Source organism: Micrococcus sp. iso_26, assembly GCF_056172975.1.
Genome location: NZ_CM149652.1, coordinates 1,193,616 through 1,208,421, shown reverse-complemented (window position 1 = coordinate 1,208,421; position 14,806 = coordinate 1,193,616). Strand labels below are relative to the sequence as shown.

Below are 14,806 nucleotides of genomic sequence, written 5' to 3'. Positions count from 1 at the left end.
CCGGCCGACGGACGCGGCGCCGTCTGCCAGGATGGGCGGGTGCGTGAACAGCTGATGTCCTCGACCCTCGACGCGATCTCCCGCGGACAGAAGTGGGAGTACCTGGTGATGACGGTCGCCGCCCACGAGTCCCTCGCCGACGCCCGTCGGCGCCTCGTGGAGCACGCGGAGTACGGCCAATGGGAGCTGCAGCGCTCCGTGCACTACCGTGACGGGGCGCGCCGCTACTGGATGCGCCGCCGGGTGATGCGCGTGGCCTCGACCCTGCAGACGGTCTGAGGCGCGGGTCCGACGGCGGCGCCCCGGCCGTCGTCGCCCGCGGCCCGGATCAGCGTGGCTCCAGCATCCGCTCGAGCACCCGGCAGCCGAACTCGAGCGCGTCCACGGGCACCCGCTCGTCGATGCCGTGGAACAGGGACGTGAAGGCCAGGTCGGCGGGCAGGCGCATGGGCGCGAAGCCGTAGCCGGTGATGCCCAGCCGGGAGAGGGACTTGTTGTCCGTGCCCCCGCCGAGCATGAACGGCAGCACCTGGGCCTCGGGGTCCTCCGCCTGCAGCGAGGCGATCATCAGCTCCACCAGGTCCCCGGAGAAGGGGGTCTCCAGGGCGACGTCCCGGTGCTCGGGTGCGATGGTCACGTCCGGACCGGCGAGTTCGGCGATCGTGGCGAGGGCGGACTCCTCCTCCCCGGGGATCAGGCGGACGTCCACGGTGCCGGTGGCCGAGGACGGGATGACGTTGTGCTTGTAGCCGGCGGTCAGCCCCGTCGGGTTGGACGAGGTGCGCAGGGTGCCGGCCACCCAGGACCGGGCCTGCCCGAGCGCGTCGAGCTGCGGCGTCGGGTCCGTCTCGTCGAAGTCCACGCCCATGATCTCGGCCACCTGTTCGAGCAGCGCGCGCGTGGTCTTGGTGTACACGAGCGGCCACTCGTGTCCGCCGATGCGGGTCATGGCGCCGGCCAGCCGGGTGACCGCGTTGTCCGGGTGCGGGGCCGAGCCGTGCCCGGGGGCACCCTGTGCGGTGAGGTTGAGCCAGGCGAGCCCCTTCTCCGCGGTCTGCACGAGGTAGGCGCGCGAGCCGTGCACCTCGGTGGAGAAGCCGCCCACCTCGGAGATCGCCTCGGTGCACCCGTCGAACACCTCGGGGTGGTGGTCCACGACCCAGCGTGCGCCGTAGACGCCGCCGGCCTCCTCGTCGGCGAAGAACGCGACCGTCAGGGGTCGCCGCGGCCGGCGGCCCGTGCGGGCCAGGTGGAGCAGCGCCGCGAGCACCATGGCGTCCATGCCCTTCATGTCCACGGCGCCGCGCCCCCAGATCATGCCGTCCTTGAGCTCGGCGCCGAACGGGTCCACGCTCCACTCGTCCGCCTCGGCGGGGACCACGTCCGTGTGCCCGTGGATGACGAGCCCCGGCGCCTCCGGATCCCAGCCCGGCAGGTGTCCGACGACGGAGACCCGGCCCGGCGCCGACTCGAAGAAGCGGGGGGTCATCCCCGCCTCGGTCATGAGCCGGGCGCAGTACTCCGCGGCCTCGGGCTCACCGACGGAGACGTTGCCCCCGCGGTTGGTGGTGTCGATCCGGATGAGGTCGCGGCAGATCTCCACGACGCGGTCCTCGGGGCGCGAGCGGGCGGGGTTCTCGATGTTCTCGACCATGGTTTTGAGCCTAGCCCGAACCCGTGCTATCTTTCTCGAGTTGCCCGGAGCGGGACGGACCGGACAGGACCGGAACGCGGTGGGCGACGGAGCCTCTCCCAGGGCTCCACCGATGAGCGCGAGTGGCGGAATTGGTAGACGCGCAGCGTTGAGGTCGCTGTGTCCGCAAGGACGTGGGGGTTCAAGTCCCCCCTCGCGCACCGCTCGTCGAGCAGCAGGGCCCCGGTCGTCACGACCGGGGCCCTGCGTGTTCCCCGGCCCGGCGTCCCCTCTAGAGTGGTGTCCGTGCGACGGCAGGCGCCGTCGGTGGAACCGCACGACGGCATGGAGGACCCGATGGCCCTGGAAGCCCCCGCACTGCTGCATCGGCTCGCGCGAGCCCACGGGGTGCAGCCCGAGTACGTCGGGCAGGACGGCTCGGCCCAGACCGTGCCGGACGAGGCCCTCGTGAAGGTGCTCGCCGCCCTCGGGGTGTCGGTCCGTCCGGACGGGGTCGCCGCTCTGGCCGAGGCGCTGGAGGAGGCGGAGACGGCCCCCTGGCGGGACGTGCTCCCGCCCACCGTGGCCGCCCGGTCCGGCCACCGCCTGTCCGTGCCGTGCCACGTGGCCGCGGGCGAGCCGGTCGTGGCCCGCGTGCGCACGGAGGACGGCCGGACCCTCGAGGTGAGCGTGAGCGAGCCGGTGTCCGAGGTCCGCCTCGTGGACGGCGTCGAGCGCGAGCGCGTCCACGTGCAGATCCCCGCCGACCTCGCCCCGGGCTGGCACCGGCTGGAGGTGACCAGCGGCTCCGGCTCCACCGCCTCCGCGGTCCTGGTCTGCGCCCCGACCCGGCTGAGCACGGCGCGTCCCTTCCTCGAGCGCCGCGGCTGGGGCGCGGCCGCGCAGGGCTACTCGGTGACCTCGGCGGACTCGTGGGGCATCGGCGACGCGGCGGACATGGCGTCCCTGGCCGAGATCGTCGCCCGGCACGGTGCCGACTTCCTGCTGCTGCACCCCCTGCACGCGGTCGAGCCCGGCCCCCATCCGGCGGACTCCCCCTACTCCCCCGTCTCCCGTCGGTTCCTCTCGGCGCTGATCGTGCACGTGCCCTCGATCCCCGAGTTCGCCGACCTGCCCGCCGCGGAGCAGGCGGAGCTGCGGTCGGCCGGCGCCCGCGTCCAGGCGGAGCTGGAGCGCACCGGCCGGATCGATCGGGCCGCCGTCGCCGCCGTCCTGTGGCCCGCGCTGCGCCGCGTGCACGAGGTGCCCCGCTCCCCCGAGCGCGAGGCCGCCTACGCGCGGTTCCGCGCCGAGGCCGGCCCGGGCCTGGACGACTTCGCCCTCTGGTCCGTCCTGCGCCTGGACGGCGACGGCACCGGGCCCGATCTCGCCGACCCGGCCTGGGCGCCGGGCGGGGTCGAGGCCGAGCGGGTCCGCGTCGAACGCGCGACCGACGTCGACCTGCACCGCTGGGTGCAGTGGATCGCCGCCGAGCAGCTCGCCGGCGTGCACCAGCGGGCCCGGGCGGCCGGCATGCGCATGGGCGTCATGGTGGACCTGGCAGTCGGGGCGACCCGCGAGACCGCGGACGCGTGGATGCTCGGGGACGTGCTGGTGCCGACCATGTCCGTCGGCGCGCCGCCCGAGCTGTTCAACCAGCTGGGCCAGGACTGGTCGCAGCACCCCTGGCATCCGCGCCGCCTGGCCGAGACCGGCTACGCCGCGTTCCGGGACATGCTGCGCACCGTGCTGCGCGGCGCGGGCGGCATCCGGATGGACCACGTCCTGGGGCTGTTCCGCCTGTGGTGGATCCCGGAGGGCGCCGGTGCCACCCAGGGCGCGTACGTCGAGTACGACCACGAGGCGATGCTCGCCGTGCTCACGCTCGAGGCCGAGCGGGCCGGCGTCGTCGTGGTGGGCGAGGACCTCGGCACGTTCGAGCCGTGGGTGCAGCGCCGCCTGGCCGAGGCCGGCGTGCTCGGCACGTCGATCCTGTGGTTCGAACAGGAGGACGGCGAGCCCACCCCGCCGGAGCGCTACCGGCGGCTGGCCATGGCGGCGGTGAACACGCACGACCTGCCGCCCACGGCCGGTTACCTCGAGGGCGTCCAGGTGGACCTGCGCGAACGGCTGGGCCTCTACACCGTGGACGTCGCCCAGGAACGCCGCCGGTCGGCGGAGGAGGTGCGCGCGTTCCTCGCCGCCGCGGCCCGGCGCGGGCTGCTCGCCGAGGCGGACGTGGACGTCCCCGAGGCCGGCCCCGAGGTGCGCGAACGCCAGATCGTGGCCCTGCACCGCCTGCTCGCGCAGGCGCCCTCGGCCCTGCACAGCGTGGCGCTCGTGGACGCCGTGGGCGAGCGGCGCATCCAGAACCAGCCCGGCACCCTCCAGGACCAGTACCCGAACTGGACTGTGCCGCTCGGCGACGGCGCCGGACGGATGGTCTCCGTCGAGGACCTGGCGGACTCGGCGTCGGCGGCCCGGCTGTTCGACGCCGTGGACGCCGAACTGCGGGCGTCCGTGCCGGTGGGGATCGGGGTCAGCCTGCACACCTCCCCCCTGGCCCAGCCCGGCCGCGGCGACGCCGGCGGCATGAACGTCTACGTGCGGCAGGCCGCCGTGGCCCTGGCCCGCCGGGGCGTGCGGATGATCCTGCTGACCCGGGCGGAGGAGCCGGTGGGAGCGGATGGCGCACGGGTCCGGATGCTGGACGCCGGCGGGCAGGCCCCGCCGGTCACGGTCGTGGACCTCGCCGCCGGGCCGTCCGCTCCCGTGCCCAAGGAGGAGCTGGCGGGACTCGGCGCCGAGTTCACCCGCGCGGCCCTGGACTGGCTCGCCTCGGACGCCGTGCCGGGCGGTCCCGTCCTCGGTGGCGCGGACGCCCCGCCCGTCGCGTTCGTGCACGGCCACTACTGGCTCTCCGGGTCCACCGCCGCGGCGCTGGCGCGGGCGGCGCACGCCCCGTACCTGCAGACCATGCACACCACGGCGGCGGCGAAGATGCTCGAGGACCCCGAGCTGCGCGAGCCGGCCGCGCGGATCGAGGCCGAGCGCGAGGTCGCCGAGCGGGCCGACCTGCTCGTGGTCAACTCCGCCGCCGAGGTCGCCGACCTGCGCGAGCTGCTGGACGTGCCCCGCGCCCGCACCCGGGTGCTGCCCCCCGGGGCCGACCTCGAGACGTTCACGCCGGAGGGCGCCGCGCAGTGGCCGGGCGCCCCGGAGGACGACGGGGCCCTGCGCGTCCTGTTCGCCGGCCGCGTGCAGCGGCACAAGGGCCCGCACCTGCTCGTGGCCGCCCTCGGGGTGCTGCGCGAGCGGGCCGGTGGCGCGGGCGCCGACCCGGGGGTGCGCCTGCACGCGAACGGGGCCGCTTCGGGGGACGACGAGCTGGACCTGGCGGGCCTGGCCGCGCGGGAGGGGGTCGCCGACCTGGTGACGTTCTCCGGGCCGGTGCCCGCGCCCGCCCTGGCCGCCCAGTTCCGGGCGGCGGACGTCGTGGCGATGCCGAGCGCGTCCGAGACCTACGGCCTGGTCGCCCTCGAGGCACAGGCCTGCGGCACGCCCGTGCTGGCGCACCGGGTCGGCGGACTGGTCTACGCGGTCCTCGACGGCGTGTCCGGCCGCCACGTGACGGCGGGCACCCCCGAGGCGTGGGCCGATGCCCTGGCCGAGATCCTGGCGGATCGTGACGCCTGGGCGGCACTGAGGACCGGCGCCGTGCGCCACGCCGCCGGTCACTCGTGGGAGGCCTACGCGGACGGGCTGCTCGAGGCCGTCACCGCCGTGCCGCGGCGGTCGCCCGGGCTGGACGCCTGACCGCCCGAACGCACCGGCCCGCCGAGACAGCGAGTCTCGGCGGGCCGGTGCGCGGGCCCGGTGGCCGTCAGGACCCGAGCGGAGTGATCTCCCCGGAGAAGTGCGGGCGCCGGCGCCGCGCATCCCAGCCGCACACGCGCGTGCCGCCGTCGGGCCCGGGCTCGTAGCGGACGGCCACGGTGGTCGGCAGCACGACGGGCGCCTCGAAGTCGATGTGCCAGCGGAACCCGGCGCCGGCCGGCTCCCGGCCCTCGAGCATCCGGGCGGCCAGGAACATCCCGTGGGCGATCGCGCCCTTCATGCCGAACAGGCGGGCCGAGACGCCGGTCAGGTGGATCGGGTTCCAGTCCCCGGAGACGCCCGCGTACCGGCGCCCGGCCCCCGTGCCGAAGCGCCACTGGGCGGTCGGCGTCGGGGGCACGAAGTCCGGGCGGGCGGGCCGCTCGGGACGCAGGCCGGAGAGGTGGACGCCCTTGGCGAGGTACCGGGAGACGCCCTCCCACAGCAGTGCCTCCGCGCCGTCGTCGCCGGGCCCCTCGACGGTCACGACGACGTCCACGGCCGTGCCCGCGTGGTGCGGGACGAGACCCACCGCACGCGCGGTGACGCGCAGGGCGGTCTCAGCCGGGACGGGCCGGTGGTGCAGGACCGTGTTGCTCAGGTGCACCAGCCCGGGCAGGGGCAGCGGGAACTCGGGGTCGGCCATCAGCTCCATGGCCGCGCCGAACACCTGGGTGTGCACCAGGACCGAGGGCAGGTCCGCCGGATCCGCGGACCCGACGGCCCCGCGCCACGCGGTCACGGCCTCGGCCGGGATGCGGTGGCCGGTCACGACCACCTGACGGTCCGGGAGCTCGCGGGGACGGCGCCGACGGACGACGGCGTCCGTGGCGGCCTGCCTGGCGGCCCGGACGTAGAGCCGGCCGAGGGAGGGCGGGGCGGACAGCTGCGTGGTCTGCATCCTCACGCCCCCAGCTTCGACTGGCCGCAGACCCGCAGTGTGGCCCCGTTGGTGCCGCCGGCGGCGTCCGAGGCGAGCCAGGCCACCGTCTCGGCCACGTCCTGCGGCAGGCCGCCCTGCTGGAGCGAGTTGAGCCGCCGGCCCACCTCGCGCGTGGCGAGCGGGATCTTCGCGGTCATCTCGGTCTCGATGAAGCCCGGGGCCACCGCGTTGATCGTGCCCCCGCGGGCCGCGAGGACCGGGGCGGAGGCCGCGGTCAGGCCGATCACCCCGGCCTTGGATGCCGCGTAGTTCGTCTGGCCGCGGTTGCCCGCGATGCCGGAGATGGAGGCCAGGCCCACGATGCGCAGCCCGTGGCCCGCCACGTCCCGGGCGTCCTCGGCGAGGAAGGCCTCGTTCATGGCCAGCTGGGCCGTGGTGTTCACGGCAAGGACGGAGTCCCAGCGTGCGGCGTCCATGTTGGCCAGCATCCGGTCCCGGGTGATCCCGGCGTTGTGCACCACCACGTCCATCCGGCCGTGCCGGGTGCGGCAGTGCTCGAGGATGCGCGCGCCGGCGTCCGGCGCCGTGATGTCCAGCGCGAGCGCGGTGCCGCCCACCTCGTTCACGACCTCGGCCAGCGCCTCACCCGCCGCCGGGACGTCCACGCCGACGACGACGGCCCCGTCGCGGGCGAGCGTCCGCACGATGGCGGCGCCGATGCCGCGGGCGGCGCCCGTGACCACGGCGACCTTGCCGGCCAGCGGGCGCGCCGCGTCGGCGGGGACAGCGCCGTTGGCGGTGGCGACGGGCACGAACTGGCCGGAGACGTACGCCGCGCGGCCGGAGAGCAGGAACGCCAGCGCGCCGGCCGCACCGGGGGCGGTGAGCGGAACGCCCTCGCCCAGGACCAGGCCGTTGGCCGTGCCGCCGCGGCGCATCTCGTGCGCGATGGAGCGGGTCAGGCCCGTCACGCCCTGGCGGGCGGCGCGCAGGGTCGGGTCCGTGGCGGACTCGGGGTCCTCGAACACCGTCACCACGCGCGAGGAGGAGCCCAGCGAGCGCAGCGCGCCGCCGATCTCCAGCGCCACCGCGCCGAGGTCCGCGGGCGTGGCGACCCCGTCGAAGCACGCGACGATCGCCGCGTGGCGGGCGCCCTCCCGGGGGGCGTCGGCAACCTCGAGGCCCCACGAGGCCAAGAGGGTGCGGGCGTCCGCGGCTGCGGGGGTCGCGCCCAGGACGAGCACGGAGCCGGGCAGCACGGGGTCGCCGGGGGTGTGCCGGCGCAGCTCGACGGGCTGAGGCAGGCCCAGGGCGCCGGTGAGGCGGCGGCCCAAGGGCGAGGCGACGAAGGTGCCGTAACGGTCGGTCATGGTCGGTCCTCTCGGATCGGGTCGGTCGGGGCTCAGCGGCCGCGCAGCAGGGCGACGATGCCCTGGCCGCCGGCGGCACAGACGGAGATGAGGCCGAGAGAGCCCTCCCCCTTCTCATGCAGCATCTTGGCCAGCAGGGCGACGATGCGGCCGCCGGTCGCGGCGAAGGGGTGACCGGCCGCCAACGAGGAGCCGTGCACGTTGAGCCGGGCGCGGTCCACCGAGCCCAGCGCACCCGGCAGCCCGAGGCGCTCGCGGCAGTACTCCTCGTCCTCCCAGGCGGCGAGCGTGGACAGGACGGTGCCGGCGAACGCCTCGTGGATCTCCACGAAGTCGAGGTCGTCGAGGGTGAGCCCGTGCCGGGCCAGCAGGCGCGGGACGGCGTAGGCGGGGGCCATGAGCAGGCCCTCGTGCCCGTCGACGAAGTCCACGGCGGCGTTCTCCATGTCCACGAACTCGGCGAGCACGGGAAGCCCGCGCTCGGCGGCCCACCCCTCGGAGGAGAGCAGCACCGCGGAGGCGCCGTCGGTGAGCGGGGTGGAGTTGGCCGCCGTCATGGTCGCCTCGTCCCCCAGCTGGCGACCGAACGCGGGCTTCAGGCCGGCCAGCTTCTCCGGCGTGGAGTCGGGGCGGAGGTTGTTGTCGCGGGCCAGGCCGTGGAACGGGGTCACCAGATCGTCCATGTACCCGGCGGCGTACGCGGCGCCGAGGTTCCGGTGGGAGGCCGCGGCGAGCTCGTCCTGGGCCTGACGGGTGATGCCCCACTTGTGGGTGGTCAGGGCCTGGTGCTCGCCCATGGACATGCCGGTGCGCGGCTCGCCCGCGCCGGCCGGCTCGGGCACGAGCTGCCCGGGGCGCAGCTGGGCGAGGGCGCGCAGGCGGTCCTTCGTGGTCTTGGCGGTGTTGAGCTGCAGCAGCACGCGGCGCGCACCGTCGGAGAGCGAGACGGGGGCGTCCGAGATCGAGTCCACGCCGCCGCCGATGGCGGAGTCGAGCTGACCGAGCCGGATCTTGTTGGCCAGGGTGCCCAGGGCCTCCATGCCGGTGGCGCAGGCCACCTGGACGTCGGCGGCCGGGGTCTCGGCGGAGAGCGCGGAGCCCAGGACGGCCTCGCGGGTGAGGTTGAAGTTGCGCGGGTGCTTGAGGACGGCGCCGGCGGTGACCTGACCGAGGCGCTCGCCCTGGAGCCCGAACCGCGCGACGAGGCCGTCGAGCGTGGCCGTGAGCATCTCCTGGTTCCCGACCTCGGCATAGGCGGTGTTGGCACGGGCGAACGGGATGCGGTTGCCGCCCAGGATGACGGCGGGGCGCAGCGCTCCGCCGGCGACGGCGGGGCGGGAGGCGGTCTCGGACGCGGGGGTCTCGTGGTGGGTCATGACGGTCCTCTCGACGGCGGGCCCACCGCCGACGCGGCGGGGGCGTTGTCACCCCGGACGATACGGACGATACGGACGTCGGCGGGGTGGGTGACTGTGATCCACAGTACCTGATACGCTCGGTTTCGTGAATCCCGTCACGTCCACCGCCCGGGACGGTCGCAGCGTCCGCTGGGACCGGCACCGCGCCGAGCGCCGTCTGGAACTGGTCCGGGCCGCCCGGTCGGCCGTGCACGCCCTGGGCGCACACGCCTCGATGGAGGAGATCGCGTCCCACGCGGGCACCTCCAAGACCGTCTACTACCGCTATTTCGGCGACCGCGAGGGCCTGCGCCTGGCGGTGTCCGAGCGGGTCACCGCCCACATGGAGCGCCGCCTGCTCGAGGTCGCGGACGAACCGGTCTCCGAACCCGAGGCGCTGCGTCGCATGGTCGAGGTGTACCTCACGGTCGCGGCGACGTCGCCCGAGGTGTACGCGTTCGCCGTCGCCCCGTCCCCCGCCGCGGCCGAGGCCCCTGTGCTGGGCCCGTTCCTCGAGCGCGTCTACGCCATGCTCGAGTCGGGCCTGGCGCGCGGGATGGCCGCGCGGGGCCACGCCCCGGCGCCGGCGGACCCGCTCGCCCTGTGGCCGCGCGCCGCCGTCGGCCTCGTCCGGGCCGCCGCCGAGACCTGGCTGCGGACCCCGGCCGCCGGTCGCATCCCGGTCGAGGCGATGGCCCGCGCCATCGCCGACTGGCTGCTCACCGGCCTCATCGGCGCCGCGCCCGGCGCCGCCCTCGAACCCGCGGCGGCGGACGCCGTCCGCGCCCGCCCCCACTCACGAACAGGAGCATCGTCATGACCGTCCACGAGAAGCTCGCCCCCCAGTCCTCGACGCCCAGCACCGAGGTTCCCTCCGACGTCGCCGAGATCGCGCCCGAGCGGCCGACGCCCGGCTCCCTCGACGCCGCGGCCCTCGAGGAGGCCCTCCTCGGCCGCTGGGCCGCGGAGCGCCGCGAATCCCGCGAACTGGTCAAGGATCCCGCCCTGTGGCGCGACCCGCTGCTCGGCATGGACGAGCACCGCGCCCGCGTCCTGCGGCAGCTGGGCGTCCTCGTGGAGCGCAACGCGGTCCACCGCGCCTTCCCGCGCGAGTTCGGCGGCGAGGACAACCACGGCGGCAACCTCGCCGCCTTCGGTGACCTCGTGCTCGCCGACCCCTCCCTGCAGATCAAGGCCGGTGTGCAGTGGGGCCTGTTCAGCTCGGCGATCCTGCACCTGGGCACCGCGGAGCACCACCGCCGGTGGCTGCCGGGCGCGATGGACCTGAGCGTCCCGGGCGCCTTCGCCATGACCGAGATCGGGCACGGCTCGGACGTCGCCTCGATCGCGACGACCGCCACGTACGACGAGGCGACCCAGGAGTTCGTCATCCACACCCCGTTCAAGGGCGCCTGGAAGGACTACCTCGGCAACGCCGCGCTGCACGGCAGGGCGGCCACGGTCTTCGCGCAGCTGATCACCCGGGGCGTCAACCACGGCGTGCACTGCTTCTACGTCCCCATCCGGGACGAGAAGGGCGCCTTCCTGCCCGGCGTGGGCGGCGAGGACGACGGCCTCAAGGGCGGACTGAACGGCATCGACAACGGCCGTCTGCACTTCACTCAGGTCCGCATCCCGCGCACCAACCTCCTCAACCGCTACGGCGACGTGGCCGAGGACGGCACCTACTCCTCGCCCATCGCCTCCCCCGGGCGTCGCTTCTTCACGATGCTCGGCACGCTCGTCCAGGGCCGCGTCTCCCTGTCCCTCGCCGCCACCACGGCCTCCTTCCTCGGCCTGCACGGTGCGCTGGCCTACGCGGAGCAGCGCCGCCAGTTCAAGGCCTCCGACCCGCAGCGGGAGGAGGTGCTGCTGGACTACCAGAACCACCAGCGCCGCCTCATCGACCGCCTGGCCCGCGCCTACGCGGACGCCTTCGCCTCCAACGAGCTCGTCGAGAAGTTCGACGACGTCTTCTCGGGCCGCTCCGACACGGACGTGGACCGGCAGGAGCTCGAGACGCTCGCCGCGGCCGTGAAGCCGCTGACCACGTGGCACGCCCTGGACACCCTGCAGGAGGCCCGCGAGGCGTGCGGCGGCGCCGGGTTCCTCGCCGAGAACCGGGTGGCCCAGATGCGCGCCGACCTGGACGTGTACGTCACGTTCGAGGGCGACAACACGGTGCTCCTGCAGCTCGTGGGCAAGCGTCTGCTGACCGACTACTCGAAGGAGTTCGGACGTCTCAATGTGGGCGCCGTCTCCCGCTACGTGGTCCATCAGGCCTCGGACGCCCTCCACCGTGCGGGCCTGCACAAGGCCGTCCAGTCCGTGGCCGACGGCGGGTCCGAGCGCCGCTCGGCGAACTGGTTCAAGGACCCCGCCGTCCAGCATGAGCTGCTCACCGAGCGCGTCCGTGCCAAGACCGCCGACATCGCCGGCACCCTCTCGGGGGCCCGGGGCAAGGGCCAGGCGGCGCAGGCGGAGGCGTTCAACACGCGCCAGCACGAGCTCATCGAGGCCGCCCGCAACCACGGCGAGCTGCTGCAGTGGGAGGCCTTCACCCGCGCCCTGGAGGGCATCACGGATGAGACCACGAAGACCGTCCTGACGTGGCTGCGCGACCTGTTCGCGCTGCGCCTCATCGAGGACGACCTCGGCTGGTTCGTGGCCCACGGCCGCGTCTCGAGCCAGCGCGCCCGGGCCCTGCGCGGCTACGTCAACCGGCTGGCCGAGCGGCTGCGCCCCTTCGCCCTCGAGCTCGTCGAGTCGTTCGGCCTCGAGCCCGAGCACCTGCGCATGGCGGTGGCCACGGACGCCGAGACCCAGCGCCAGGAGGAGGCCCACGCCTGGTTCACGGCCCGCCGGGCCGCCGGCGAGGAGCCGGAGGATGAGAAGGCCGTGCGCGCCCGCGAGAAGGCGGCGCGGGGTCGCCGCGGCTGACCGTGGCCGTCCCCGGACGCACACGGGCCCCCGTCACCTCGCGGTGGCGGGGGCCCGTGTGCGTGGTCGGGCGGGCTCAGCGCAGCACGGCCTCGTAGACCTCGATCGTGCGCTCCGCGATGGTCTCCCACGAGAAGTGCTCGATCGCGCGGGCCCGGCCGGCCTCACCCATCGCGCGGGCGCGCTCCGGGTCCTCCACGACGCGGGTGAGCGCGGCCGCGAAGTCGGCGGCGAACCTCTCCTCGTCCACGGGCGCCCCCGTGCCGTCGTCGACCTGCTCGAAGGGGACGAGCAGGCCGGTCTCGCCGTCCTGCACGACCTCCGGGATGCCGCCCACGGCGGAGGCGACGACGGCGGTGCCGCACGCCATCGCCTCGAGGTTGACGATGCCCAGCGGCTCGTAGACCGAGGGGCAGGCGAACACGGTGGCGGCCGTGAGGATCTCCATCACCTCGTGGCGCGGGATCATCCCCTCGATCACGACGACGCCCTGGCGGGTGCGCCGCAGCTCGGAGATCAACTCGTTCACCTCGTGCGCCAGCTCCGCGGTGTCCGGGGCGCCCACGCACAGCACGAGCTGGACGTCCTCCGGCAGCCGCAGGGCCGCACGGAGCAGGTGGGGCACGCCCTTCTGGCGCGTGATGCGGCCGACGAACGCGACGGAGGGCTTGTCCGGGTCGATTCCGTACTTCTCCAGTGCGGCGGTGCCGGTCTGCGGGGTCCAGACCTGCGTGTCGATGCCGTTGTGGACCGTGTGCACCTTCGCCGGGTCCACGTCCGGGTAGCAGGCCAGGATGTCCCGGCGCATGCCGTCCGAGACCGCGATGACCGCGTCCGCCCCGAGGTACGCCGTGCGCTCGGCCCAGCTGGACAGGGCGTAGCCGCCGCCGAGCTGCTCCGCCTTCCAGGGGCGCAGCGGCTCGAGGGAGTGCGCGGAGAGGACGTGGGGGGTCTGGTGCAGGAGCTTGCCGAGGTGGCCGGCCAGGTTGGCGTACCAGGTGTGGGAGTGGATGACGTCGGCGCCCTCGAGGTCGCCGAGGATCGTGAGGTCGGTGGCCAGGGTCTGCACGGCCCCGTTGGCGGCGTCGAACCCGGGCGGGTTCGGGTACGTCAGGACGCGGGCCCCGTGGTAGTCCGGGTCGCGCGGCGCGCCGAAGGCGTGCACGCGGACGTCGGCGCGGGAGGCCAGGACACGGGTCAGCTCGGCGACGTGGACGCCGGCACCGCCGTAGATGGACGGGGGGAACTCTTTGCTCACGATGTCGATGCGCACGCCCCCAACCTAGTTCAGCCCGGCGGGGGTCGATAGTCTGGCGGCACGGATGCCCCGCACGCCCCGAGCACGCGTGCGGGTCGCGACGACCCGGCTCACGAGGAGTGACGCAGATGGTGCAGAAGAAGGTCCTCTCGGTCGTGCTGGCGGGCGGTGAGGGCAAGCGCCTGATGCCGCTGACGGCCGACCGTGCCAAGCCGGCCGTCCCGTTCGGCGGCACGTACCGCCTCATCGACTTCGCGCTGTCCAACCTGGTCAACAGCCGGTACCGCGAGATCGTCGTGCTGACGCAGTACAAGTCGCACTCGCTGGACCGCCACATCTCCGAGACGTGGCGGATGTCCACGCTGCTGAACAACTACGTGGCCTCCGTGCCGGCACAGCAGCGCCGGGGCAAGGACTGGTTCACGGGCAGCGCGAACGCCATCTATCAGTCCATGAACCTGATCCACGACGCACGGCCGGACATCGTCGTCGTCATCGGCGCGGACCACGTCTACCACATGGACTTCCAGCAGATGGTGGACCAGCACATCGCCTCGGGCGCCAAGGCGACCGTGGCCGCGGTGCGCCAGCCGCTCGAGCTGGCCTCCTCGTTCGGGGTGATCGAGACGGACCCACAGGACAGGACGCGGATCTCGGCGTTCGTGGAGAAGCCGGAGACGACCCCCGGCCTGCCGGACGACCCCACGCAGTTCCTGGCCTCGATGGGCAACTACGTGTTCGACACCGACGCCCTCGTGGCGGCGCTGAACCAGGACGAGGAGAACCCCGAGTCGAACAACGACATGGGCGGGGACATCATCCCGCTGTTCGTGGAGCGTGGCGAGGCCGGGGTGTACGACTTCACCGCCAACGAGGTGCCCGGGGGCACGGCCGGCAAGCACTACTGGCGGGACGTCGGCACCCTGGACTCCTACTACGACGCGCACATGGACCTGGTGCAGCCGTGGCCGGAGTTCAACCTCTACAACCGCGAGTGGCCGCTCTACACCCGCCAGTCCGTCTCCCCGCCCGCCAAGCTCGTGCGCTCATCCACCCGCCGCCCCGGCTCGGCGAACGACTCGATCCTCTCCCAGGGCGTGGTCATCTCCGGCGGCACCGTGGCCCAGTCCGTGCTCTCCACGGACGTGCGCGTGCACAACGAGGCGTGGGTGGAGCAGTCGGTGCTGCTGGACTCCGTCGTGATCGGCGAGGGGGCCCACGTGCGCAACGCGATCCTGGACAAGAACGTGGTCGTGCCCCCGGGCGCGCGCATCGGCTTCGACCGGGCGGAGGACGAGGCGAACGGCTACACCGTCACAGAATCCGGGCTGACGGTGCTCTCCAAGGGCCAGCCCGTCCCGACGCCGCACTGACGCGGCCCCGGGCCGCCGGTCCCGGACCACCGCCGACGCGCGGGCACGCCCCGGTGTGTCCGCGCGTCGCCGTCCC

General features: G+C 74.4%; 10 protein-coding genes and 1 tRNA gene. 6 read left to right on the top strand and 5 right to left on the bottom strand.

The genetic code is table 11. The features are described from left to right. Positions 1-39 precede the first annotated feature (39 nt). Entirely contained in the window at positions 40-279 is a 240-nt protein-coding gene (locus AC0VX0_RS05580; protein WP_036384809.1) for a DUF5703 family protein, read from the top strand. A gap of 49 nt (positions 280-328) precedes the next feature. Here AC0VX0_RS05580 and AC0VX0_RS05575 read toward each other — a convergent pair whose 3' ends face one another. Then, the gene (locus tag AC0VX0_RS05575; RefSeq protein ID WP_357012993.1) at positions 329-1,654 is read right to left on the bottom strand and encodes a M20/M25/M40 family metallo-hydrolase; all 1,326 of its coding nucleotides are present in this window, start codon (positions 1,652-1,654) and stop codon (positions 329-331) included. A 116-nt stretch (positions 1,655-1,770) separates the two neighbouring features. On the opposite strand from AC0VX0_RS05575, the gene AC0VX0_RS05570 reads away from it, so the two are divergent. Together AC0VX0_RS05570 and malQ are read left to right on the top strand one after the other, a co-directional pair. Beyond that, positions 1,771-1,854, top strand: a tRNA-Leu gene (locus AC0VX0_RS05570). Between the two features lie 85 nt (positions 1,855-1,939). Beyond that, positions 1,940-5,449, top strand: coding sequence for a 4-alpha-glucanotransferase (gene malQ, locus AC0VX0_RS05565; RefSeq protein WP_377636196.1), 3,510 nt, complete (start codon positions 1,940-1,942; stop codon positions 5,447-5,449). A gap of 67 nt (positions 5,450-5,516) precedes the next feature. Here the strand turns inward: malQ and AC0VX0_RS05560 are convergent, their stop codons facing one another. From AC0VX0_RS05560 to AC0VX0_RS05550, 3 genes are read right to left on the bottom strand one after another with little or no spacing between them, the layout of a single operon-like run. Further along, a complete protein-coding gene (locus tag AC0VX0_RS05560) occupies positions 5,517-6,410 on the bottom strand; it encodes a MaoC/PaaZ C-terminal domain-containing protein (RefSeq protein WP_216886057.1) in 894 nt (297 codons plus the stop codon). A 2-nt stretch (positions 6,411-6,412) separates the two neighbouring features. Next, on the bottom strand, positions 6,413-7,762 hold the full coding sequence (locus tag AC0VX0_RS05555; protein WP_475452011.1) for a 3-oxoacyl-ACP reductase: 1,350 nt from the start codon (positions 7,760-7,762) through the stop codon (positions 6,413-6,415). Positions 7,763-7,794: 32 nt separating this feature from the next. Continuing rightward, positions 7,795-9,138, bottom strand: coding sequence for an acetyl-CoA C-acetyltransferase (locus AC0VX0_RS05550; protein ID WP_216886044.1), 1,344 nt, complete (start codon positions 9,136-9,138; stop codon positions 7,795-7,797). Between the two features lie 127 nt (positions 9,139-9,265). On the opposite strand from AC0VX0_RS05550, the gene AC0VX0_RS05545 reads away from it, so the two are divergent. Further along, positions 9,266-9,979, top strand: coding sequence for a TetR/AcrR family transcriptional regulator (locus AC0VX0_RS05545; RefSeq protein ID WP_036315211.1), 714 nt, complete (start codon positions 9,266-9,268; stop codon positions 9,977-9,979). Next, on the top strand, positions 9,976-12,099 hold the full coding sequence (locus AC0VX0_RS05540) for an acyl-CoA dehydrogenase family protein (protein WP_144869172.1): 2,124 nt from the start codon (positions 9,976-9,978) through the stop codon (positions 12,097-12,099). The genes AC0VX0_RS05545 and AC0VX0_RS05540 overlap by 4 nt, the downstream gene beginning before the upstream one ends. Positions 12,100-12,175: 76 nt before the next feature. On the opposite strand, the gene glgA is transcribed toward AC0VX0_RS05540, so the two are convergent. Then, positions 12,176-13,372: a glycogen synthase gene (gene glgA, locus AC0VX0_RS05535; RefSeq protein WP_044658928.1), complete on the bottom strand. Its 1,197-nt coding sequence runs from the start codon at positions 13,370-13,372 to the stop codon at positions 12,176-12,178. A gap of 113 nt (positions 13,373-13,485) precedes the next feature. Here glgA and glgC point away from each other — a divergent pair, with 113 nt between their 5' ends. Continuing rightward, on the top strand, positions 13,486-14,730 hold the full coding sequence (gene glgC / locus AC0VX0_RS05530; RefSeq protein ID WP_069941300.1) for a glucose-1-phosphate adenylyltransferase: 1,245 nt from the start codon (positions 13,486-13,488) through the stop codon (positions 14,728-14,730). Positions 14,731-14,806: the final 76 nt, after the last annotated feature.